The following is a 21,994-nucleotide window of genomic DNA, read 5'->3' as shown; positions in this document are numbered from 1 at the left end:
CTGATGGCGGAGCGAACGGCGCTACTCGACGGTGACGCTCTTCGCGAGATTGCGGGGTTTGTCGATCGAGCGGCCGAGCTGGTCGGCGGTGTGGTAGGCGAGCAGCTGGAGCTGGACGTTCGCGAGGACGGCGGCAGTCCGCGGCTGTGTCTCGGGGATGGTGAGGACGTGATCGGCGTAGCGCTCGATGTCGGACTGGCCGTCGGTGACGGCGATGACGGGCGCGTCGCGCGCCTCGACCTCCTTGACGTTGTTCACGGTCTTGCGCGCGAGCTCGCCGTCACCCGTTGTGATGGCGATCACCGGCGAGTTGTCGGTCACCAGGGCCAGCGGCCCGTGTTTGAGCTCGCCGGCGGCAAACCCTTCGGCGTGGCGGTAGGTGATCTCCTTGAGTTTGAGCGCGCCTTCGAGCGCCACCGGGTAGTTCAGCCCGCGGCCGATGAAGAAGTAGGCGTCGGCGTCGTGATACGCCTCGGCGACGGATTCGGCCGTCGAGTCGTCGATGACCTCCTGCACAGTGCTGGGAAGATCACGCAACGCACCGATCGCCTCGCGGTCGTGGTCGTCGGTAGCCGCGAACGCGAAGAGGTTGAGCGCGGCCAGCTGGCTCGCGAACGTCTTCGAGGCCGCGACGCCGATCTCGGGGCCGGCACGGATGTAGAGGGTGTGATCACACTCGCGGGCGACCGTCGATCCCACCACGTTGGTGAGCGCGAGCGTGCGCGCGCCGCGCTGGCGTGCCTCTCGGAGCGCACTCAGCGTGTCGGCGGTCTCGCCGCTCTGGGTGACGCCGACGACGAGCGCGTCGCCGATCGGCGGCGGCGAGGTGACGTACTCGCTCGCCAGAAACGCCTGCGCGGGGATGCCGGCCTCGCGGAACAGCTCCGCGCCATACAGCGCCGCGTGATAGGAGGTGCCGCAGGCGACGAACTGCACGCTCGACGGTCTGACGCCAGCGAGCTCCTCCAGTTCGACCTGGCCGCCGAGCTCGTCGACGCGCCCGCGCAGACACTGCCGGAGCGCGCGCGGCTGCTCGTGGATCTCCTTCAGCATGAAGTGGTCGTAACCGCTCTTGCCCGTCTCCTCGGCGTCCCAGTTCACGGTGTGGATCGTCTTCTCGACCGACTCACCGTCGGCCGTCGAGACGTTCCAGCCGTCGGCGTCGATGCGCGCGAACTCGCCGTCCTCCAGGTAGACGACGCGATCGGTGAACTCCCGAAAGGCGGGCACGTCGCTCGCGAGATAGGTCGCGTCGTCGTCGATGCCGAGCACGAGCGGCGAGTCCTGACGCGTACAGAACACCGAATCGCCACCGGCGAAGACCGCGGCGATGGCGTAGCTCCCTTCGATGCGCTCGATCGCCGCGCGGAAGGCCTCCTCGTTGCTCGCGCCGTCGGCGAGCGCCGACTCGATGAGGTGGGGGACGACCTCGGTGTCGGTGTCGCTCGTGAACTCGTGGCCCGCGGCGGTGAGCTCGTCCTTCACTTCCTGGAAGTTCTCGATGATCCCGTTGTGGATGACCGCGACCTCGCCCTCGCAGTCGGCGTGTGGGTGGGAGTTGCGGTCGCTCGGCGGACCGTGCGTGCTCCAGCGAGTGTGGCCGATGCCGACGGGGCCGGCGGGTGCGTCGCTCTCGACGGCGCGTTCGAGGTTCGCGAGTTCGCCCTCGTGCTTTTCGATCTCGACGGCGCTGTTGGCGAGCGCGACGCCCGCCGAGTCGTAGCCCCGGTATTCGAGCTTCGAGAGCCCGTGCATCAGCACGTCGAGGGTCTCGTCCGGCCGGCCGACGCAGCCGACGATCCCACACATCAGTCGAGCACCTCCGCACCCGCGGGGATCTCACCACGTGCCCGCACGCCGACGTGCAGCCGTGCGCCCGGCCCGACCAGCGTACCCGGTTCGAGCGTGACCCCACCGTCGGCGTCGGCCCGGTCGGCGACGACCGCCCCGAGCGAGCGATCCTCGTGGACGTGCGTGCCGATCCGGACGTCGGTCTGCCCGCCGGGTACGAGGGTGCCCGGTCCGAGCGTCACGTCCTGACCGGCAACACAGTCCAGAACCGTGCTCCCCGGCCCGACGCGCGTGTCGCCGTCGAGCACGCTGCGTGTGACGGTCGCGTTCGCCTCGACGGTGACGTTGCGCCCGAGTGCGACGTCCGGCCCGACGACCGCACCGGGACCGACCTCGCAGTCCGGCCCCACCACGACGGGTGCCTGGAGCGTCGCCGACTCGTGGACGAGCGACGTGTCGTCGACCCAGACGCCTTGCTCGCGGGCCGGCTCGTCGACGCGACCGCGCGCGAGGATCTCCTGGGTCACGGTCAGGAGGTCCCATGGATAGGTGGCGTGCGGCGAGAGCCCGTCGACGCGCACCCCGCGGACGTCCTCGCCCTCGTCGATGAGTCGCGCGAGCGTGTCGGGCAGTTGGAGTTCGCCGTCGCGGCGCTCGGTCGCCTCGATCGCGTCGAAGATCCCCGTTCGAAAGGCGTAGACGCCGGCGTTGATCAGGCGGAAGTCGTCTGATTCGGGTTTCTCGACGATCTCGTCGATGCGACCCTCGTGGAGGGCGACCGCGCCGTAGCGGCGGACGTCGCGGTGTTCGAGCACGCCGAGGGCGGCGGGCGCGTCGGGGTAGGCATCGAACTCGGCGACGACGTCGGCTACCAGCCCGGAATCGAACACGCGATCGCCGTTGACGAGCAGGAATGGCTCGTCGACCGACGAGCGCGCGGCGAGCAGGGCGTGGCCGCTGCCGAGCTGTTTGTCCTGGACCACGTAATCGAGCGGCGTGTCGCGGTAAGTCGGCCCGAAGTGTTCCTGGACGCGATCGCGCTTGTAGCCGATGACGACGGTGATCCGTTCGATCCCGGCGTCGATCAGCGCGTCGAAGACGTAGCCGAGGATCGGCCGGTTCGCCGCTGGCAGCATCGGTTTTGGGCGGTTGTACGTCAGCGGGCGGAGGCGGTTGCCCTCCCCGGCCGCGAGGACGACGGCGGTACGGACGCTCATTGCACCCTATCCACGGGGCGACGATTTCAACGTTCTGGCTGGCCACGTGGTCGTCGACCGGCCCGAGAGGGGCTGCGGGCGACTCCGACGACGATATGAACCATCGACGGAAAGCGGATGTGTGTCGATCAGCAGCGTCGTCGCCCTCGTCAGGCGCGTGCTCAGCCCGGGCGGCGACCTCACCGAACGCGCGGTCACCAGCGGCGTCTGGGTCATGCTCACGAACGTCGTCGACAGGGTGCTCCAGCTCGCGATGGTGCTGCTCGTCGCGCGGCTCATCGGCCCCGACTCGTACGGCGTGATGGCGCTCGCGCTCGTCGTGATGAGCGCACTCACCAAACTCTCCAGGCTCGGCATCGACGCCGCGCTCATCCAGCGCGAGGCCGACGACGTCGACGCCTATCTCGATACGGCCTGGATGATGCAGAACGCGCGCGGGCTCGTCGTCGCCGCCGTCCTGTTCGTCAGCGCGCCGATCGTCGCCTCGCCGCTGGTCTTCGACGAGCCGCAGCTCGCGCCCGTCCTCCGTGTGCTCGCGCTCTCGCCGCTGCTTTCGGGGCTCCAGAACCCGGGACTGCTCTATCTCAAGAAGGACCTCCGCTTCGACAAGCAGTTCGCCTACACGCTGTCGGGGACGGTCTTCTACGTCGCGGTCGCCGTCGTCGTGGCCTTTCTCACCCGCTCGGTATGGGCGCTCGTGCTCGGGCTGGTCGCGAGCGACTTCGTCCGGCTGGTGGCCTCCTATTTCGTCGCCGACTACCGACCGCGACCGCGGTTCGATCTCGATCACGCCCGCGAACTGTTCGGCTACGGGAAGTGGATCTTCGCCTCCGGAGTAGTGTTGTTCCTGATCATGGAAGGCGACGACGCCTTCGTCGGTTGGTATCTCGGCACCGCCGTCGTCGGGCTCTACCAGCTCGCCTACCGCGTCTCGAACGCGCCCGCGACCGAGGTAACCCAGACCATTTCGAGCGTGATCTTCCCGACCTACTCGAAGATGCAGAGCGACGACCGCCAGCTCCGCGACGGCTTCTTTAAAACTGTTCAGCTCACGATGTTCATCTCCTTCCCGATCGCGGTCGGCGTCGCCGCCGTCGCCCCGACGTTCGTCGATACGTTCCTCACCGAGCAGTGGGACGCGATGATACCGATGATCCAGCTGCTCGCCGCGTGGGGCCTGCTGCGCTCGCTCGGGGCGACGACCGGCCCGCTGTTCCAGGCCATCGGCAAACCCGACGTACCGACGAAGATCCAGTTCGGCAAGCTGGTGATCATCGCGGCGTTCATCTACCCCGCAACGGCGCGCTACGGCGCGGTCGGCACGGGGCTGGTGATCGTCGGCAACTCGCTCGTGTTCTCCGAACCGGTCTCGACGTATCTCGCGACGCAGGCGGTCGACGGGAGCTACGCACGCCTGCTTCGCCTCGTCGCCTACCCTGCTGTGCCCAGCATCATCATGGGGATCGCCGTCGTCGCCGTCCACCGTATGGGTATCGCCACCGGCGTCGTCGAGTTCACCCTCCTCGTTCTGGTCGGCGTCGTCGTCTACGGCGTGCTCGCGCTCGCGGTCGAACGGTTCTCGGAGTACGACAGCGTGGCGCTCTGTCGCCGGCTGGCCCGTACCGTCGTCTCGTGAACGTTCGCGGCAGCGATTCCGGTGACGAACCACAACAGGTGAGTGCCAAGAGCGCGTTTCCATCGCATGTCCATCCTCGACGACGCGCGGGCCGTCCTCGACAACGGCCCGATCTGTAATTCCTGTCTCGGCCGCGTCTTCGCCGACCGGAGTTTCGGTCTCACGAACCGGGCACGCGGGCGCGCACTCCGAACCACGATCGCACTCGACGCGGACGAACCGTTCGAGGGCTCCGAGGACTGCTGGGTCTGCGAGGGCGAGTGCGATCGGTTCGACGAGTGGGCCGAGCGCGCGGTCGACGCGCTCGGGGACGTCGAGTTCGAGACGTACCAGGTCGGCACGCGCGTCCCGCCGCTGATCGAGGAGAACGACCGCCTGCTGCGCGAGGAGAGCGACCTCCCCACCGATGCCGGCGAGTCGTTCAAATCCGCGCTCAACCGCGAGGTCGGCAAGCGCCTCGGCGAGCGCACGGGCACGGAGGTGGATTTCGAGCGCCCGGACGTGCTCGCGCTCGTCAACCTCGATCGCGGCGACGTCGACGTCCAGGTGAACCCGGCGTTCGTCTACGGGCGCTACCGGAAGCTCGAACGCGGAATTCCCCAGACCGAGTGGCCCTGCCGGGAGTGCGGCGGCAGCGGCAAGCAGTTCGTCGCGGACGGCGGCGAGGAGCCCTGCGACTACTGTGGCGGCAGCGGCTATCTCTACGACGAGAGCGTCGAGGAGCTGACCGCGCCGGTCGTCGAGGAGGCGATGGATGGCTCGGAATCGATCTTCCACGGTGCGGGTCGCGAGGACGTCGACGCGACGATGCAGGGCACCGGCCGCCCGTTCGTCATCGAGATCAAACAGCCACAGCGGCGCGCGGTCGACGCCAAGGAGCTGGAGACGGAGATCAACGAGTTCGCCGACGGGAGCGTCGAGGTCGAAGGCCTCCGACGTGCGACCCACGGGATGGTCGAGCGCGTGAAGGAGCTCGACGCGCACAAGACCTACTCGATGGCCATCGAGTTCGCCGAACCGATCGAGGAGACGGCGTTCGCCGACGCGCTCGCCGAACTCGACGGCGCGACGATCGAACAGGAGACGCCCCAGCGGGTCGATCACCGGCGGGCGAGTCGGACCCGCGTGCGCGACGTCTACGAGATCGAGGGCGAGCTCGACGACGGCCGCCACGCCACCGTGGAGCTCCGCGGCGCTGGCGGCCTCTACGTGAAAGAGCTCGTGAGCAGCGACGAGGGACGGACGGAGCCGAGCCTCGCAGGGCTGCTCGGCGTCGACAGCGAGGTGACGGCGCTCGACGTGATCGCCGTCGAGGGTGAGGACGAGGCGTTCGCCGATCCAGACTATCTCGTCGAGCCGAGCGGTTAAGTTCGTCCATGCCATACTATAGCATGGAGGTAGCAACCCATGTGCCACCATCGAACGACCGATTCCACGCGGCTATACGAGGACGACGAGCACGAGGAGCTTCCGGAGTGGGCGATCGAGGCTGACGGCGAGACGGACGACGAAGAGGACGAACCGGAGCCGTTCACGCCGGGGACGGCCGACTAACACCACCGTTTTTGCGAACTGCTTTCTGCCTGCCACGCGAGCCGTCGGTATGTTCGGCGTCGACGAGGCGGGGCGCGGACCCGTCCTCGGATCGCTGTTCGTCGCGTGCGTCAGTGCCGATACCGCGCTGCCCGATGGGATCGACGACTCGAAACGACTCACGCCCGCTCGCCGCGAGGCGCTGGCCGCCGAGATCCGCGCCGACGAGCGAGTCACGATCGCCGTGAGCGAGATCACAGCCAGCGAGATCGACGACGGCCGTCTGAACGCGCTCACGGTCGCGGCGATGGCCGACGCGATCGATCGCGCGACTGCTACCGGCGACTCCGGCGTCGTCGACGCCTGCGACACCGATGCGGCACGGTTCGGTCGCCGCGTGAGGGCCGAAACCACGACCGACGTGGAGCTCGCAGCCGAGCACGGTGCCGACGAATCCCACGACCACGTCGGCGCGGCGAGCATCGTCGCCAAAGTCGCCCGCGACGAGCATGTTGCCGATCTCGCTGCCGAACACGGCGCGATCGGCAGCGGCTATCCGGGCGATAGCAGTACCCGAAAATTCCTCCGCGAATACGTCCGCGAGCACGGTGATCTCCCGCCGTTCGCGCGCGAATCCTGGAAGACCAGTCGCGACGTTCTGGAAGCCGCCGATCAGTCCGCACTCGCCGATTTCTGAATCCCGTCGCGGCGTCGTTCATGCCGCTACACGATTGCTGTGGAGCCGGTCGCGAGTTACGGCCAGTCGGGATCGACATTGACGAGCGCGGCGCTGACGTTCCAGAGGTGTTCGCGCAGTCGATCGTCGTCGGCGCGCGGGTCGGGATCGGTCGGATCGTGGCGATCGAAGTAGGTGTGGTCGGCGTCGGGATCGACGGCGAGCTCGACGAGCGGATCGGCAGCCTCGTCGACCGACGTACTGAGAACTGGGAGGCGTGCGGCGAGCGCCATGAACGCCCGCGTCGGCAGCGAGGCGTGACGGTAGAGCCCGCTGCCGGGCACGAACCCGGGATGGACGGCGTTCACGGGGAAATCGACCCGTGCGGCGAGTTCGGTGGTGAAGAGCAGGTTCGCCAGTTTCGAGCGCGCGTAGGCCGCGAACGCATCGTAGTCGGTTTCGAGTCGCAGATCGGCGAAATCGATCTCACCGGTCGAGTGGACGGTCGAGGAGGTGGCGACGAGACGAGAATCGGGAGTTTCGACGAGCACGTCGAGCAGATCGTGCGTGAGCAGATACGGCGCGAGATGGTTGACCGCGAGCGTCAGTTCGTGGCCGTCGGCGGTGAGCTGCCGGCTGTCCCGCGAGCAGCCGGCGTTGGTCACGAGCACGTCGAGGCGGTCGTAGCGACGGCGGAACTCCTCGGCGAGCGCGCGGACGGTCGCCATCGTCGCGAGATCGGCCCGGAAGAACTGCGCGCTGCCGCCCGCTCGCTCGACGGCGGCGATGGTTTCTTCCCCACCCTCGCGCGAGCGCCCGGTCACGACGACGTGTGCTCCGCGAGCGCCGAGTCGGCGGGCGATTTCGCGCCCGATGCCACCAGTCGCACCGGTGACGAGCGCGACCTGTCCGGCCAGCTTCCTGGAATCGGTCATGCCGAGCGGTCGAGCGGGAGCGCCATAACCGCGCGGGAACCGACAGACCGTAGTTCGACCGTCTCGTACGGAGTCCAATGAGTTCGCTGGCCGAGGACTGGCGGGCCGATCTCGACGCGGTCGACGGCCGCCTGATCGACGACTATCAGAGCGGGTTCCCGGTCGAAGAGCGGCCGTTCCGCGCGATCGGTGCGGAACTCGACATCGATGAGGACGAGGCGCTCGCCCGTGTCGAGTCGTTGCGCGAGCAGGGGATCTTCCGCCGGTTCGGCGCGGTGCTCAACCCGCCCGTCATCGGCTCGTCGACACTCGCGGCGGTGCAGGCCCCCGAGGACCGGTTCGACGAGATCGCCGAGATCGTCAACGAACACCGGCAGGTCAACCACAACTACCGACGCGATCATCCCTGGAACATGTGGTTCGTCGTCACCGCCGGTTCGCGCGAGACGCGCGACGCGATCCTCGCCGATATCGAGGAGCGAACCGGCTGTTCGGTGCTGAACCTCCCGATGCTGACGGATTTCTACATCAATCTCGAATTTCCGGTCGTGAACGGCGATCGCTTCGCCCGCGAGTCGAGCGGCGGGGGCGAGGACGTGCGCGCGACCGCCATCAGCGAGTCGGCGACCGGCGATCTCTCGACGCTCGACGCGCGACTCCTGCTGGCCATCCAGGGTGGATTCCCGCTGACGGCGACGCCCTATCGCGACATCGCCGCGGAACTCGACGAGTCGGTCGAAGACGTGATCGACGCCATCCGCCAGCTACGCGAGACGGGTTGCATCAAGCGCATCGGCTGCATCGTCAACCACGTCGTCACGGGGTTCGACGCCAACTGCATGGTCGTCTGGGACGTTCCCGACGACGATCTCGACGCCCGCGGCACCGAAGTCGGGTCGCTGCCGTACGTCACGCTCTGCTATCACCGCCCACGCAGACCCGACCAGGAGTGGCCGTACAACCTGTTCACGATGATCCACGGTCGCGACGCCGAGATGGTCGACGAGAAGATCGACGAACTCGCCGACGAACATCTCCCCTACGGCCACGAGCGGCTCTTCTCGACTGAAACACTGAAGCAGACCGGCGCGCAGTACGAGGAACTACTCGGAAGCTGAATCGGCCGTTCGTCCTGTTCGGCAGTTGTCGTTTTCGGTCCGATTTTTGTGCGAATGGTTCGTAGTCGGTTGTTCCAACCGTTTCTGCAAGCAACAAATATAACCCGAGAACCATCCAGAACGGGATGAGACATGACGGATATCGATCGGAATCGGCGACGGTTCCTGCAGCTCACCGGCGCGACGGCTCTCGTGGCCGGCGTCGGGGCGGCGGTTTCGGGGACGGCCGGCGCACAGGCGTCGGCGTGGTCCACGGCCGACTCGCCGACGGGCAAGACACTGAATGACGTCGTACAGACCAGCGAAGGACCGTACGCCGTCGGGAGCGGGGGGCTGGTGCTCGCCCGCCGCACTGACGGCTGGGAAACCGTTCTCTCGAAGGGGCCGACGGTCGAGGGAGAGCCACTAAACGGAGCCGGCGTCACCGACGACGGCGAGCACGTCTGGTTCGCCGGCGGCAGCGGCGTCATCGGCCAGTACAACGTGGTCGAAGAGCAGCTCACCGACTACTCCGCGCCGGGAGGGAAGACGAGCACCTGGGAGGACCTCGCGGTCACCGGAGCGTCGGGCTCCGAAACAGTCCACCTCGTCAACGGCTCCGGCGAGGTGCTCAGCGGGACGAAAAACGGTTCGGGTGGGATGGACTGGGGAGAAGCCCAGAAACCGGGCTCAGGCTCCAGCATGAAAGGGATCGATTTCGCCAGTAGTTCAGTTGGGCACGTCTCGAACACGAGCACGAAAGTCTACGAGACGACCGACAACGGCGGAAGCTATCAGGAAATCGGTATCGATGGTCCAGGTGGCAACTTGTACGGCGTAGCGAGCGTGAGTAAATCGGACGTCAACGTGGCCGCCGGCAGCGGGAAAATATACCAGTATGACGGGTCGGAGTGGACACCGCATTCGGTTGGCGAGAATACCATCTATGGAATCGACCGCGACGGAGCTTCGGGGCTGGCGGTCGGTTCCGGCGGGCGTGTCTACGACCGAGAGAACCCTGGCACGTGGACCGAAATGGAGACGTCGACGACGAAGAAGCTTCAGGGAGTGGCGCTCGACACCGCCGGAGGTTATCCCGATGTCGCCGTCGGGGCGAACGGGACGATCATCGAGCATGGCGAGTACACCGCCGATCCGCCGGCCGAACGGAAGCCACGACCCGATTCGGCCGAGTGGACCGAGGCGAGCTCGCCGACCGGGAAAGGGCTCAGCGACACCGTTCTGTCGAGCCAGGGGCCGTACGCCGTCGGCGATGGCGGGCGGGTTCTCGAACGGGGTTCGACGGGCTGGACGACGGTCATCGAGAAAGGGCCGACGACGCAGGGCAACACCCTCACCGGGGCCGGCGTCACCGACGACGGCAACCACGTCTGGTTCGCCGGTGGCAGCGGCGTCATCGGCGAGTACGACGTCGGGAGCGGGACGAAGACCGATTACTCGAAACCCGAGGGGAAGACCAGCACCTGGGAGGACGTCGCGGTCGTCGGCGCGGCCGGTTCCGAAACGGTCTTCCTGATCAACGGCTCGGGCGAGTTCTTCTCCGGGACGAAGAACGGCTCGGGCGGGATGGACTGGGGCTCGGCGGTCAAGCCCGGCGGCGGCTCCAGCGCGAAGGGGCTCGATTTCATCGACGAGAGCACGGGCTACATCTGCGATACGAACTCGAAAGTCTACGAGACGACCGACGGCGGCAAGAGCTGGAAGGAAATCGGCATCGACGGCGGCAGCGTCGGGCTGTACGACGTCACCGCGGTGAGTCCCGACGAGATCGAGGTCGCGGGCGGCGACGGCTCGATCTTCCGGTACAACGGTGCGGTCTGGACGAAGCTCTACGCCGGGCAGAACGCGCTCAACGCTATCACCCGCGAGGGGAAGAAGGGGTTGGCCGCCGGCAGCAGCGGGACGGTCTACGAGCGCACCGGTTCGGGCTGGCAGTCCGACGAGACGCCGACGAGCAACGGTCTCAACGGGATCGTCCTCGACACGACGGGCTCGTATCCCGACGTCGCCGTTGGAGCGAGCGGGACGATCATCGAACGCGGCGAGTACACCGCCAGCCCGGAGCCCGTCGGTGACTTCGAGAACCCGCCGCAGGACCTCGACGGCGACGGCAAATACGAGGACGTCGACGGCGATGGCGAGCTGACGAAAGCCGACGCGCAGGCGCTGTACGACAACCTCGACGATCCGGCGGTCAGGAACAACAGTGCGGCGTTCGACTTCAACGACAACGGTCGCATCGATTACGACGACATCGTGACGCTCGACAACATGGCCGAGTGAACGCGGACGAGAGAATACATGGATGAAGACAAGCGGTTCGGCGGGCGGAATCGGGCGCTAACAGTAGCCGTGGTCGGACTCGTGGTGGCATCGCTCGCGGTTGCGGGCGTGGCCGTCAACGGGCAGTTCGTGGGATCGAGCACGGCACAGACACAGGAATCGGCGACGATCACGGCCGGAAGCGCGAACACGTCGCCCAACGGGACGACGAGCGTCGGGCTGACGCTTTCGACAGCTCCCGAAGGCGTGTCGGGCTACGATCTCGTGGTGCGGCTGAGTGATCCGAGCGTCGGGACCATCACGAACGCGTCGGTCGCCGATGCGTTCGGTCTCGACAGGGTTTCAGTCAGCGATAACGGCACGATGGTGACGCTCTCGGGCGTCGACGTCGACGAGAACGTCCAGCCGGGAGCGACGGGAATCTCGCTCGGCACCGTCGAAATCACCGGCGAGAGCACGGGAGCGAGCGATATCGTCGTCGAGCAGGTCAATCTCGACGACGACAACGGAACTGCCGTCGAGCCGTCGACGACGCCCGGTACGCTGACGGTTGCCGGTGCGGGCACGGGCACGCCGACCAGCACCGAGCAGCCGACGGAAACGGGGACGGCCACCGAGACGGACACGGCCACCGCAACCGAAACGAGTGCTCCGGAGCCGACGGCGACGACCGGAACCGACACGCCAACGGCGACCGCCACGGCCGCGCCAACGGACACGGAGGCGGGAACGACCACCGCGACCGACGGCACCACGGGACCGACCGTGACGGACACCGAAACGAGCGCACCGACCGAAACGGGGACGACCGCAGCTCCGACCGAAACGACGGACGATTCGGCGAGAACGGAGACCGGAACCGACTCGGCCTCGACGGAAACGGAAACGAGCGGGGTCGGAACGGGCAGTGACGGCAACGGTGCGCAAACAGGCGGTGATGCCGACGGTGGCGCGGACAGCGGTAACGAAGCGGACGGCAATGCGGACGCGGGCACTATCGACGCATCGCTCGCCGACAGCGGACTCTCGGACGAGCAGGTCTCCGGAGTGAGTAGCGCGCTCGCCGCGAGCGGTCTCACCGACGCAGAGACGTCGACCATCACCGACGCGCTCGCCAGCGACGGGCTGAGCGACGAGCAGCGCACCGCGATCGCCGACGCCATCGCGGGCGGCGATCTCTCCGACGACCAGCTCGTGGCGCTGAGCGAGGCGCTCGACGACGGTAGCCTGACGAACGCCGAACGCGACGCGCTCGGCTTCCTCGGCAGCGACGAAACGACCTACTACCAGGTCGATCTCGTGCGCGGCGAGCCGATCGAGCAGCTGCAAGGGCCGAACGGTACCTACACGAACGAGGAACTGCTCCGGTTCGCGCACGGCAGCAGCGAGGAGCCGATCACGCGACGCTCCGACGGCGAGTTCACCACCGACGCGGCGCTCGCCGATCGCATCGAGAGTCGGAACGTCACCGTCGAGAACGGCACGGCGACGACGACGTTCACGGTCGCCGACGGCGAGTCGGTCACGCTCTCGCTGGTGAGCTACACGAAGCCCGGACCGGTCTGGTCGCCCGCGACCGAACAGCTCCAGAACTACGTCGACAGCGATAGCCGGACGTTCGAGTCGGGCACGCACACCCTCCGCGTCGATCTCCCGACGAACACGACCGGCGAATAGGGATCGACGCAGGAGAACGGATCGGCGAACCGCGATGGTTCGCCGTGGAATTTCGATGCGATTTCGATCGATGTCTCTCGACGGGTTCGTCGACGAGACGGAATATCGTGGTTCGTTGCTACCGAACGCGATGGGTGGAACGTCGTGAGAGCGATCAGCGGTTGGCGGTCGTGAACAGCAGCGGTGCGACCACGAGGAGCCCGAGGCCGAGATAGAGATAGTAGCCGGGACCGTCGATGCTCGGGACGATCGCGAACAGGAGGCCGAAAGTCATCACTTGGATGGAGAGCACCTTCCTGGACCGCTGGGCGAGCGCGGCGAGCAACGCGAGCACGAAGACGAGCAACAGCACCTGCCCGAGATTGTACTGGAGCAGGAACCGGTCGAGCGCCTGCAGCGGGAACGGAAACATTCTCGTGGTGGGATGAGTCGGTCCCAGATTTCAAGGTTACGACCCGTCGCCGTGCGCACCGAAATCGAGCGGGCGAATCCAGCGATACCAGACGAACAGTGCCACCCCCAGATAGCCGAGCGCCCAGACGGCCGTCCCGGCCGTCTCGAAGCCGAGCGACGAAAGGGCGTAGTTCGCACCGCCGGGGAGCACGACACCGATGGCGAGCACGACGGCGAACAGCACCCGCTCGTCGATGCTCACGGGCAGCTCACCCGACTGTTTCGGCGTCGTGAACGATTCATACCCCCGGTACGGGCTCGAAACGTCTCAATCACACGATTCCGTCACGCGACCGGGCCGGACGATTTCGGTCGCTTCACGCCCGGAACGGTGAGAAACGACCGGCAACGGTGATCGTGATTCAATAGCCGGTCGGTCGTCCGACCGAACACGGCGGCGGTGTCACAGCGATCCCCGCTCCCCGCCGACAGCCCACCATGACAGCCACCGATGCCACGACCGACCGCGCCGACCCCGATGTCGGGGACGTTCTCTACGAGACCGACAGTCACGAGCGCTACGCCGTCGTCGTCGCCACCGACCCGGCTGGCGTGACGCTGCGCCGAAACGACAGCGAGCAGTTCATCCCGCACGCGATGTTCGCGCCGTGGAACGACACGTCGATCACCGTGGAGCCGGCGGTCGCCGGGAGTCGTCGAACCGACCCACCGGTCCACCACACCCCACGCCACGAGCTGGCGGTCGGCCCCGCCGGAACGACGCGCTTCCAGCAGTCCTGACGGTCGGCAGTGCACCCGACGACAGTCATGTCATCCGCCTTCACACCACACAAAGCTTATGCTGTCCAAGCACAAAGAAAGCGATGGAGCAAGGCGCGCTCCGGGACAGCGGGGCTCCGTTGCGTGGCATCACCTGTAACGTCCCCCTGCTGTCTTTTCAGAGAGTTACCGGCGAGCAGATTCTATACATGGGGCTAGAGCACAGCAACATCCAGTCACACGGTTTTGTACATACATTCGATACCCCACAGTTAATACCATGTGAGGAGATGATTTGATGCGATGTCCAGTTCATCAGTTCAAGACATTCGCGGCATTACCCTCATGCAGGGTGAAGAAGTCCTTCACGATCAGAAACCACGTTGGCGGGCCTACCCGTGGTCAATGACTATCGGTATTCTTGGCATCACGGCAGCCGGACTCGGACTGCTCATCATTGCATGGGTATGGTGGCGGCGTCAGAAGACTCGCTTTGTCGTCACGAACGAGCGCATCATCCAGAAACGAGTATCAATGTTGAGTCAGCGCTCGAATGAATATCCCATCCGAGACATCAATCAGCTCCAGACAAGCGGTGATCGCTTCAACTTTGTTGGCTCAGAACATGGATCAATAACGTTCTCTGTCGGCGGTGGTGGAGAGATGGTAACGCTCGCGAGCGTACGAAACTACTCCGCAATTGCAAACACGATCCGAGAACAGCAACGTCGAATCGCTTCGGAGTAGCAGGAGTGAGATTTATTCGGTTTGAAGCAGGCAAAACGTCAATCTCGGGTTTGTTGGCGTTGTGATTTTTAAACCAGTTTCATTTCGGTTTGACTTCCGCCCCTCACATCCGTTGTCGCAGAAACATGGGCCAACGCGGATTTGAACCGCGGACCTCCCGGTTATCAGCCGAGCGCTCAACCTAACTGAGCTATTGGCCCGACACCAGTGGTTGCTCCCATCGGTTTGTAAGCGTTTCTCTTCGCGTCCTCAGTCACGGCTCGTATCGCCATCGCGGTCGTGGACCTCGTAACTGCCGGCATCGACGTCGTAGGTGTCCTCCCCGTCGGGGAAGCCACCGCCGTAGGCGACGCCGCTGGCGATACCCCCCATCTTCCGGTCGAGATACGGGATGACGAGCCAGCGCTTGAGCGCCGCCCGGACGGGCCAGCGCGTCACCGGCACGACGAGCACCAGCCCGACGAGATCCGTCACGAACCCCGGCGTGAGCAGGAACGCGCCCGCACCGATGAGCAGCCCACCGTCGAGCAGTTCGTCGCCCGGCAACGAGCCGTTCCGGATACGCTCCTGGATCTTCCGGGCGGTGTGGCGGCCCTCGGAACGCACGAGCAACATGCCGATCAGCGCCGTGAGAACGACCAGCGCCACGGCCCCGACGAAACCGAGCGACGTCTGTGTCGCCACGGCGACGAGCACCACCATGTCGAACAGCGGGATCAGAAGGAGCAATCCGAGTATCCGGAGCAGCATGGCGTCCCTACCGGTCGCGCACGCAAAACCCTTTCCTGACGGACGTACGAACCAGCGGCCGACGTGGGATCGCGACCGATGAACTGCCGATGAGTTTATTGCTGTGGCCCGAAACGGGAGGACAATGGCTGATCTCAGCGACCTCGGCCTCTCCGAATACGAGGCGCGCGTCTATCGGGCGCTGCTCGACACCGGTCCGACGACCGCAAAGGAGCTCTCGCGCGCCAGCGGCGTGCCGATGGGTCGCATCTACGACGTGCTCGCGAGCATCGAGACCCACAGCCTCATCAGGTCACAGAGCGCCTCACGACCCAAGAAATACGTCGCGGTCGAGCCAGAGACGGCGCTGTCGCGACTGCTCGAAGATCGCCGGCGCGAGCTCGAAGCCAGAGCCGACCAGTACGAGGAGGTCGTCGAGGAGCTCGTCAGCGAACTCGACGCCAGCGAACCCGCCAACGAACGGTTCTGGACGGCGGCGGTCGGTGCCGAGGAGACGATCGACCTGCTCGAAGAGCGCCTCGCGGCCGCCGAGGAGAGCGTGGTGGTCGTCGCGGCGGTGCTGTCGGCCCAGTTCGACACGGCATCGGTCGGCAACCGCGTCACCGAGCGACTGGGCGCGGCCGTCGATCGTGGCGTCGACGTCTCCCTGCTGATGCATCCCGATCTCGTCACGGAACTGCCCAACACCGTCAACGAGCGCTACGTGAACACGCTCTTGCCCCACGATCGCGTCAGCACGCGGACCAGCGACGCCGTCGAGCGAACCTTCACCGTGATCGACGGCGTCGAGACCTGCATCGAGGTGCCACACCCGCTCGATAGCACGCAGCTGTTCGCGATGATCGACGTCAAGGATCCCTCCTTCGCCGGCGAGATCACCCGCGAGTTCGAACCGCGCTGGGAGGGTGCCGAACGGCTCGATCTCGGCTAGTCGTCGGTCGAAGTCGTTTCGTCGAGTTCGGATCGGAGTTGGCCGACCGTCGCGACCCGTTCGGCGTGAGCGTTGTGCTGGTGGATCGATTCGTCGTTCGACTGTTTCATCGTCACCACCGCGTCGTCGGCGAGATCGGGGAACTCGCCCACGACGCCCTCGGCCATGTCGCGCACGCAGTCCTCGACGAACTTCGCGTTCGCGTGGGCGGCCTCCGTCATGTGATCCTCGTCGGGACGTTTGGCGAGGTTGTAGATGCGGGCGCTCATCGAATCGCGCGCCACGTCGATGAGATCGCGCATGTCGACCTCGGGTGCACCGTCGCTTTTCACCCGCAGCGTCGCGTGTCCGCGCTGGGAGTGACCGGCCTGTGGCACTTCCTCTAGGAACTGTTCGGTGGTTTCGTCGTCGACGCCCAGTTCGGTGAGGGTGTCGCGGGCGCGCGAGGCCGACATACCCTGCGAGCACGGACAGACGGTCATCCCCGTGACTCTGGTACCGATCTCCTCGGTCGTCCCCTCCTCGGTCGCGCAGGCGCTGGCGATGATCGTCGCGGTGCCCTGAGTCTCCTTGTCGCTCGCGGGTGTCTGCTCGCGCGTGACGTACTCGGCTTCCATCTCGACGGTGGCCTCGCTCGTGTACTCGTGTTTGTCGAGCAGGCGCTCGGCGGCGTCGCCACAGACGTCCTCCACGCGGTAGGCGGGCTCGGCGACGGCCGCTTCGAGGGTCTCGTCGATGACCTCCATGTTCCGGCTCATGTCCGCGCCCTTGCGCCACGATGGCAGGTCGACGAACACCTCGAAGGTCGCCATCAGCACGATCGGGCGCTTGTTCTCCCGACCGAGTTTGACGAGTTTCTCGACGCCGGTGACGCCGACGTGATTGAGTCCCACGGTTACATCTGGCTGGGCAGCCTGTACGTCCGGCAGCTGCTGGCTCATTCGGCTGTTCGTTGGTGCTCCTCCCCGTTACGCCTTGCGAAACGTCCCCAGTCTTGCCCCCACTACTCACCCCGTTTTCCCACTCATACCCACCGCTATCCCCGCTCGGTCAGTCGAGTTTGTCGAGCGCGCTGAAAAATTCCAGTGGGGGGCCGGCGATGCGCGTCGGCTCGTCGGCGACACCGATCGTGACCGTCGCGGGCGCGGCGAGCGCGGCACGATTGCGGCCGTCGGCGACCACGGCCGTGTCGCCATCACCGACCGTGATCGTGATCTCGCTGTCCCGATCGACGACCAGCGGCGGCATCGGATCGGTCGCGGCCATATCTGTGACGACGAGCGCCGGTACGTCGGGATGGACCAGCGGGCCGCCCTCGCTCAGATTGTAGGCCGTGCTCCCGGTCTGCGTGGCGACGAGCACGCCGTCGGCGTGGCTGTCGAGATACTCGCTGCCGTCGATCTCGATGGTGAACTCCGCGCCGCGACCGGGACCGCGATCACCCATCACGACGATCTCGTTGAGCGCGCGCGGAAGCGAGATATCCTCGCCAGAGACACGAAGTCTGGGGACGGTTCGAGTCCGTGGCTCGCCCTCGTGCTCGATGTGGTCGAGTTCGCGGGTGAGTTCGGCGAGCGCGTCAGCGGGTGAGGTCGCGTTGAGGAAGCCGACCTCGCCGAGATTGACACCCATGATCGGCGTCGTGCCGACCTCGCGAGCGGTAAAGAGGAAGGTGCCGTCGCCGCCGATCGAGACGACGAGCGTGCAGTCGCTCATCCGCGCGACGGGGTGGCCATCGATCGCGAGTGTGTCGGCGGTCGCCTCGTCGATCCACACCTGGGCACCCGACTCGCGGAGATGCTCGCGGACCTCGGCGGCGAGCGCGGCCGCCCGATCGTTGCCACGACGGGCGACGATACCGACCCTCATCGCCCTCCGTTTCACCCCCGCGAGCAAAAAGCGCGTGGTCCGCCCGTGCCGCGGGCGGCGGTGGCGGTCGCCGAGCGGTGCCTGGCGGATGAAGGGCGAGGGGCGCGAGCGAGGCCGCAGGCCGAGCGAGTAGCGAACAGAGTGAGCGCGCCCCGAGGGCTTCGGCGGTCGCTGTGCGGTGGTGTTGCGGTGCTGTGGAATGTCCGCGCGAACGCAGTGAGCGGGGTTCGCCGTGAGCGACCGCAGGGAGCGAGCGGGAGTTTTTAGCGTAGCTTTTTGCGAGGAGTGGTTCGCGCGGAGCGCGAACCCGACGAAGTAAAAAGGTACTACGGGCACGGTGGGATTCGAACCCACGGCCGTCGGATTAGAAGTCCGACGCTCTATCCGGGCTGAGCTACGTGCCCTCACGGGGGGTGAGAGCGAGCGGTTCAAAAGCGATTGGGTCCGGTGCGGAGCGTTTAACAGCGATTCTCCACAAGAGGGCGCAATGAGCGTCATCGGTATCGTCGGCCTGCCGGGCAGCGGCAAGAGCGAGGCCGCCGCCGTCGCCCGCGAGATGGGGATCCCGGTCGTGACGATGGGCGACGTCATCAGGGAGGCCTGCCGCGATCGGGGGCTCGACCCCGCCGAACACCACGGCCGCGTGGCGCAGGCGCTCCGCGAGGAGAGCGGTCAGGGAGCCATCGCCGAGCGATCGCTGCCGATCATCGAGCGCGAACGCGACGACTCGTCCACGGTGCTCGTCGACGGCATCCGTTCTGGAGTGGAGGTCGAACGGTTCGAGGATCGGTTCGGCGAGGAATTCTCGTTGATCGCCATCGAGGCCCCGTTCGATGTGCGTGCCGAGCGCGTCGATGCACGGGGACGCGACGTCGCGAGCGCCGACGGCGGCGAGAGCCTCGAAGCCCGCGACGAGCGCGAGCTCGGCTTCGGGATGGACGACGCCATCGAGCGCGCCGACGAGCGGGTCGAAAACACCGGCTCGCTCGCGGCGTTTCAGGATCGTATCCGGACGCTGCTCGCGGAGGAAGGCGAATGATGTACCGCATCGACGTGAAACTCGCCGCGCCGGTCAACGACACCGAAGTCACCGAGCGGGTCGTCACGGCCGTCGAGAACCTCGTGCCCGGCGCGGAGATCGAGCGTGCACCCGGCGAGGTGCGCGCCGAAACCCACAGTCTGGACCACTTCTCGGAACTGCTCCACGACCAGGAGATCCTCGACAGCGCCCGCAACGAGTTCTTCGCCGACCGGCAGGGCGACGTGGTGCGCGTCGCACTGAAGAAACAGGCCGCCTTCGAGGGTGTCGTCAACTTCGCGGTCGGCGAACCGGACGAGCTCGGCGACATCGAGCTCCGGATCCGGGTCCACGAGCCGAGCGTGGAGGAGTATATCGACCACATCGCGCCGCCGACCGAGGACGGAACGCCGGTCAGCGATTGTTCGTAGCGTTCTCGTCGAACCCGCTGACGAAGATCGCCAGCCACTCGCTCGTGTCGCGCTGGCGGCCGACCTCGATCTCCTCGATCCACTTCACCCACTGGAAGCCGCGCCGGCCGGGTGCGACCAGCCTGAGCGGGAAGCCGTGGCCGTGCGAGAGCCGCTCGCCGTCGGTGTGAGTCGCCAGCAGCGCGTCGCGGGCCTCTTCGATCGGGAGGCTCCAGCGATAGCCAGTCACCGAGCGAAAGGAGACCCACCGTGCTTCGGGGTCGGGTTCGACCGTATCGATGAGGTCGCCCACCCGTAGGCCACGCCAATCGTGGGTCGAGTACCAGCCGCTCGTGCAGTCGAGAGTCGTGCGGCCCGCGCTCTCGGGTTCGAGATCGGCGCTCGAGAGCGTGTGTTCGCGCTCGACCGCGCCGCCGATCCGGAGCTCCCAGTCGTCGGGGTCGATCGGGTCGGGATCGTCGGCGACCCAGCTCGTCACCGGGAAGGCGTTCGCCGCGTCCGTTCCCTCCTCTGTCGAACCGGTGAAGCGCTGATCGGTGGCGAGTCCGAGCAGGCGGTTCGCCCCGCGCTGGAAGCGCCACGCGAGCGCGCCGAAGCCGACGACCGCGAGCGAGGAGAGCGCCGTCCGCCGGCCTTCGAAGTCGTCCGTGCTCGGGAGACGAACCCGGCCGCGCAGGTGGACGAGCAGGACGGGGACGACGAGAACGCCGAGCGCCATGTGGACGAACAGCAGCAGCCACGGGCCGACCGTCGGCGTCGAGCCCGATGTCCAGACGAACCCGGTAGCGAGCGCCGCGAGCGCGAGAACAGTCAGAAGGACTGAGACGATCGTGCCCCGGTTCCACGCCGCCCGGTTCGTCAGTCGCGGGCGCACGCGCCGGAGTTTCCAGAAGAGGAGGAGAACGAGCGCGAGCCCACCCATCCCGTGGAGGACGAAGACGATCGCGTCGCCGGGCCGTCCGGAGACGAGGCTCAGCAGACCGGTGGCAACCGCGAAACCCACGGTTACGAGGATCGACCAGTCGACCAGCCGCGGCGGGAGTTCGAGGCGCGATACCACGACTCGGCTACGGCTGCCAGCCGGTTGAGTGCTGCGCTCAACCGTACGAACGCCGCGCGACGACCGTGCCGCTCGCGTTCTCGACGATCACGGTGTCGCCGTCGTTGTTCCAGACGGCGCTCGTCGCTCCCCAGTAGCGGTCGGTGTCCGTGTCGGTCCCCTGACCCGTGTGCAGCGTGAGACTCGCACCGGCAGCGAGGGTGGCCTCGCTCGAGAACGAGTAGGTGTGATCCGCTTCGTCGCTGACCGTCCACCCGTCGAGGGCGATCGGGGTCGACCCGCTGTTTTCGAGGGTGACGGTCTCCTCGTCGAGGTTCGCGTTGTCGTTGCCCGATGCGTCGGCGGCGATCGCGGCGATCGCGAGCGGGCCGTCGTCGGACCCGGGCGGTGTCGCCGACGGCTCGTTCGCACACGCCCAGAGAGCCGTCCCGTTCCGTCGAGCGCGCGTCTCCGCCCGGGAGAACTGCTCACGGCCCTCGAACTGATCGTCGTAGACCCGCGCGTGGCCCGTCGCGACGAGCCGGTAGTTGAGACGGTGGCCGTCGTGGCGGACGAACGCCAGCAGCCGATCGTAGCGCCCGCGTCCGTCGATCCCCACTAGCTGCACCGTCTCGCCAGCGACCGCTCGTGTCGTGAAGGCGCTCGCCTCGTCGCCCGCGTCGCCGAGACACGTCGCGCCGGCGTCGCTGTCGGGCACGCCCTCGAATTCGCTCGGGTTCGTGGGGACGTGGACCTCCGGCGTGTCGACGCCGCGCAGCCGGACCGTGTCCGTGGTTCCGTTGGGATATCTGACGTCGAGTGTATCGCCGTCGACGACGTGCGTGACGGTCGCCCGAAGCCCGGAGTGCGTCGTCTTCGTCGAGAACTCCACATCGACACCCGCGCTCGCGGTGGGGGTATCGGGCGCCGGCGTCGTCGCGGTGGCGTTCGGCGATCCGTCGGCCCCCGGCCCGGTGGCCATGCAGCCGGCGAGGACGAGACAGCCGACGAGCAGCCACACGCGGCGATCCATGTGTCACCGAGCGTGGCCAGGGCCCTAAATCCGCCGTCATGCTCACTGTCGGACAGAAATGCGTGAAGATACGATTCCAAGAACCCACTACAGCGAGCTGTTTTTCGTGTTACAGATTCTCGGCCAGCGCTATCCGA

22 protein-coding genes and 2 tRNA genes are annotated in these 21,994 nt (G+C 66.7%); 12 read left to right on the top strand and 12 right to left on the bottom strand.

Annotated features, from left to right (window positions below; translation table 11 throughout):
• Positions 1–21: 21 nt before the first annotated feature.
• A complete protein-coding gene (glmS, locus tag C451_RS10730; protein ID WP_007740467.1) occupies positions 22–1,809 on the bottom strand; it encodes a glutamine--fructose-6-phosphate transaminase (isomerizing) in 1,788 nt (595 codons plus the stop codon).
• Entirely contained in the window at positions 1,809–3,008 is a 1,200-nt protein-coding gene (locus C451_RS10725; RefSeq protein ID WP_007740464.1) for a sugar phosphate nucleotidyltransferase, read from the bottom strand. Before C451_RS10725 ends, glmS begins: the two co-directional genes overlap by 1 nt.
• A gap of 121 nt (positions 3,009–3,129) precedes the next feature.
• On the opposite strand from C451_RS10725, the gene C451_RS10720 reads away from it, so the two are divergent.
• From C451_RS10720 to rnhB, 4 genes are all read left to right on the top strand, one after another.
• The gene (locus C451_RS10720) at positions 3,130–4,644 is read left to right on the top strand and encodes a lipopolysaccharide biosynthesis protein (RefSeq protein WP_007740463.1); all 1,515 of its coding nucleotides are present in this window, start codon (positions 3,130–3,132) and stop codon (positions 4,642–4,644) included.
• A gap of 66 nt (positions 4,645–4,710) precedes the next feature.
• Positions 4,711–6,012: a tRNA pseudouridine(54/55) synthase Pus10 gene (locus C451_RS10715; RefSeq protein ID WP_007740462.1), complete on the top strand. Its 1,302-nt coding sequence runs from the start codon at positions 4,711–4,713 to the stop codon at positions 6,010–6,012.
• A gap of 39 nt (positions 6,013–6,051) precedes the next feature.
• Positions 6,052–6,198 (top strand): hypothetical protein, encoded by a 147-nt coding sequence (locus C451_RS22630; protein WP_161605860.1) that lies wholly within the window; start codon positions 6,052–6,054, stop codon positions 6,196–6,198.
• A 49-nt stretch (positions 6,199–6,247) separates the two neighbouring features.
• On the top strand, positions 6,248–6,874 hold the full coding sequence (gene rnhB, locus C451_RS10710) for a ribonuclease HII (protein ID WP_007740461.1): 627 nt from the start codon (positions 6,248–6,250) through the stop codon (positions 6,872–6,874).
• Between the two features lie 56 nt (positions 6,875–6,930).
• Here rnhB and C451_RS10705 read toward each other — a convergent pair whose 3' ends face one another.
• Complete coding sequence (locus C451_RS10705) at positions 6,931–7,788, bottom strand: SDR family NAD(P)-dependent oxidoreductase (RefSeq protein ID WP_007740460.1); 858 nt, start codon at positions 7,786–7,788, stop codon at positions 6,931–6,933.
• Positions 7,789–7,865: 77 nt separating this feature from the next.
• On the opposite strand from C451_RS10705, the gene ahbB reads away from it, so the two are divergent.
• The 3 genes from ahbB (at position 7,866) to C451_RS10690 (ending at position 12,866) form a co-directional block, all read left to right on the top strand.
• Positions 7,866–8,906, top strand: coding sequence for a siroheme decarboxylase subunit beta (gene ahbB, locus C451_RS10700; protein WP_007740458.1), 1,041 nt, complete (start codon positions 7,866–7,868; stop codon positions 8,904–8,906).
• 132 nt (positions 8,907–9,038) lie between these two features.
• Positions 9,039–11,189 carry a hypothetical protein gene (locus C451_RS23140; RefSeq protein WP_007740457.1) on the top strand — a complete coding sequence of 717 codons (2,151 nt, stop codon included), beginning with the start codon at positions 9,039–9,041 and terminating at the stop codon, positions 11,187–11,189.
• 18 nt (positions 11,190–11,207) lie between these two features.
• Entirely contained in the window at positions 11,208–12,866 is a 1,659-nt protein-coding gene (locus C451_RS10690) for a hypothetical protein (protein ID WP_007740455.1), read from the top strand.
• Between the two features lie 154 nt (positions 12,867–13,020).
• Here C451_RS10690 and C451_RS10685 read toward each other — a convergent pair whose 3' ends face one another.
• Positions 13,021–13,278, bottom strand: a complete 258-nt coding sequence (locus C451_RS10685; RefSeq protein WP_007740453.1) for a hypothetical protein — start codon at positions 13,276–13,278, stop codon at positions 13,021–13,023.
• Positions 13,279–13,314: 36 nt separating this feature from the next.
• Positions 13,315–13,521, bottom strand: a complete 207-nt coding sequence (locus C451_RS10680; protein ID WP_007740451.1) for a hypothetical protein — start codon at positions 13,519–13,521, stop codon at positions 13,315–13,317.
• Between the two features lie 236 nt (positions 13,522–13,757).
• Between C451_RS10680 and C451_RS10675 the strand changes: the two genes are divergently transcribed.
• A complete protein-coding gene (locus C451_RS10675; protein ID WP_007740445.1) occupies positions 13,758–14,060 on the top strand; it encodes a hypothetical protein in 303 nt (100 codons plus the stop codon).
• A gap of 282 nt (positions 14,061–14,342) precedes the next feature.
• Positions 14,343–14,786, top strand: a complete 444-nt coding sequence (locus C451_RS10665; RefSeq protein WP_007740443.1) for a hypothetical protein — start codon at positions 14,343–14,345, stop codon at positions 14,784–14,786.
• Positions 14,787–14,912: 126 nt separating this feature from the next.
• Here C451_RS10665 and C451_RS10660 read toward each other — a convergent pair.
• Positions 14,913–14,986: transfer RNA gene (locus C451_RS10660), tRNA-Ile, on the bottom strand.
• A 49-nt stretch (positions 14,987–15,035) separates the two neighbouring features.
• Positions 15,036–15,536, bottom strand: a complete 501-nt coding sequence (locus tag C451_RS10655) for an FxsA family protein (protein WP_007740442.1) — start codon at positions 15,534–15,536, stop codon at positions 15,036–15,038.
• 124 nt (positions 15,537–15,660) lie between these two features.
• Here C451_RS10655 and C451_RS10650 point away from each other — a divergent pair, with 124 nt between their 5' ends.
• Complete coding sequence (locus C451_RS10650; protein ID WP_007740441.1) at positions 15,661–16,467, top strand: TrmB family transcriptional regulator; 807 nt, start codon at positions 15,661–15,663, stop codon at positions 16,465–16,467.
• Here C451_RS10650 and mptA read toward each other — a convergent pair.
• The 3 genes from mptA to C451_RS10635 all read right to left on the bottom strand — a co-directional run bounded on the left by mptA (position 16,464) and on the right by C451_RS10635 (position 18,740).
• Positions 16,464–17,408, bottom strand: a complete 945-nt coding sequence (gene mptA / locus C451_RS10645; protein ID WP_007740434.1) for a GTP cyclohydrolase MptA — start codon at positions 17,406–17,408, stop codon at positions 16,464–16,466. The genes C451_RS10650 and mptA overlap by 4 nt on opposite strands.
• A gap of 109 nt (positions 17,409–17,517) precedes the next feature.
• The gene (locus C451_RS10640; RefSeq protein WP_007740431.1) at positions 17,518–18,336 is read right to left on the bottom strand and encodes an NAD(+)/NADH kinase; all 819 of its coding nucleotides are present in this window, start codon (positions 18,334–18,336) and stop codon (positions 17,518–17,520) included.
• A gap of 329 nt (positions 18,337–18,665) precedes the next feature.
• Positions 18,666–18,740, bottom strand: a tRNA-Arg gene (locus C451_RS10635).
• A gap of 83 nt (positions 18,741–18,823) precedes the next feature.
• On the opposite strand from C451_RS10635, the gene C451_RS10630 reads away from it, so the two are divergent.
• Positions 18,824–19,375 carry an AAA family ATPase gene (locus tag C451_RS10630; RefSeq protein ID WP_007740430.1) on the top strand — a complete coding sequence of 184 codons (552 nt, stop codon included), beginning with the start codon at positions 18,824–18,826 and terminating at the stop codon, positions 19,373–19,375.
• Positions 19,375–19,785 carry an RNA-binding domain-containing protein gene (locus tag C451_RS10625; RefSeq protein WP_007740428.1) on the top strand — a complete coding sequence of 137 codons (411 nt, stop codon included), beginning with the start codon at positions 19,375–19,377 and terminating at the stop codon, positions 19,783–19,785. The genes C451_RS10630 and C451_RS10625 overlap by 1 nt, the downstream gene beginning before the upstream one ends.
• On the opposite strand, the gene C451_RS10620 is transcribed toward C451_RS10625, so the two are convergent.
• Both C451_RS10620 and C451_RS10615 read right to left on the bottom strand, forming a co-directional pair.
• Positions 19,769–20,845 carry a molybdopterin-dependent oxidoreductase gene (locus C451_RS10620; RefSeq protein WP_007740425.1) on the bottom strand — a complete coding sequence of 359 codons (1,077 nt, stop codon included), beginning with the start codon at positions 20,843–20,845 and terminating at the stop codon, positions 19,769–19,771. The genes C451_RS10625 and C451_RS10620 overlap by 17 nt on opposite strands.
• A 37-nt stretch (positions 20,846–20,882) precedes the next feature.
• On the bottom strand, positions 20,883–21,857 hold the full coding sequence (locus C451_RS10615) for a lamin tail domain-containing protein (RefSeq protein ID WP_007740422.1): 975 nt from the start codon (positions 21,855–21,857) through the stop codon (positions 20,883–20,885).
• Positions 21,858–21,994: the final 137 nt, after the last annotated feature.

Source organism: Halococcus thailandensis JCM 13552 (genome assembly GCF_000336715.1).
Classification (GTDB): Archaea; Halobacteriota; Halobacteria; order Halobacteriales; family Halococcaceae; genus Halococcus; species Halococcus thailandensis.
Note: the sequence above shows the minus strand (reverse complement) of the source record. Positions and strands in the feature narration are given on the sequence as shown.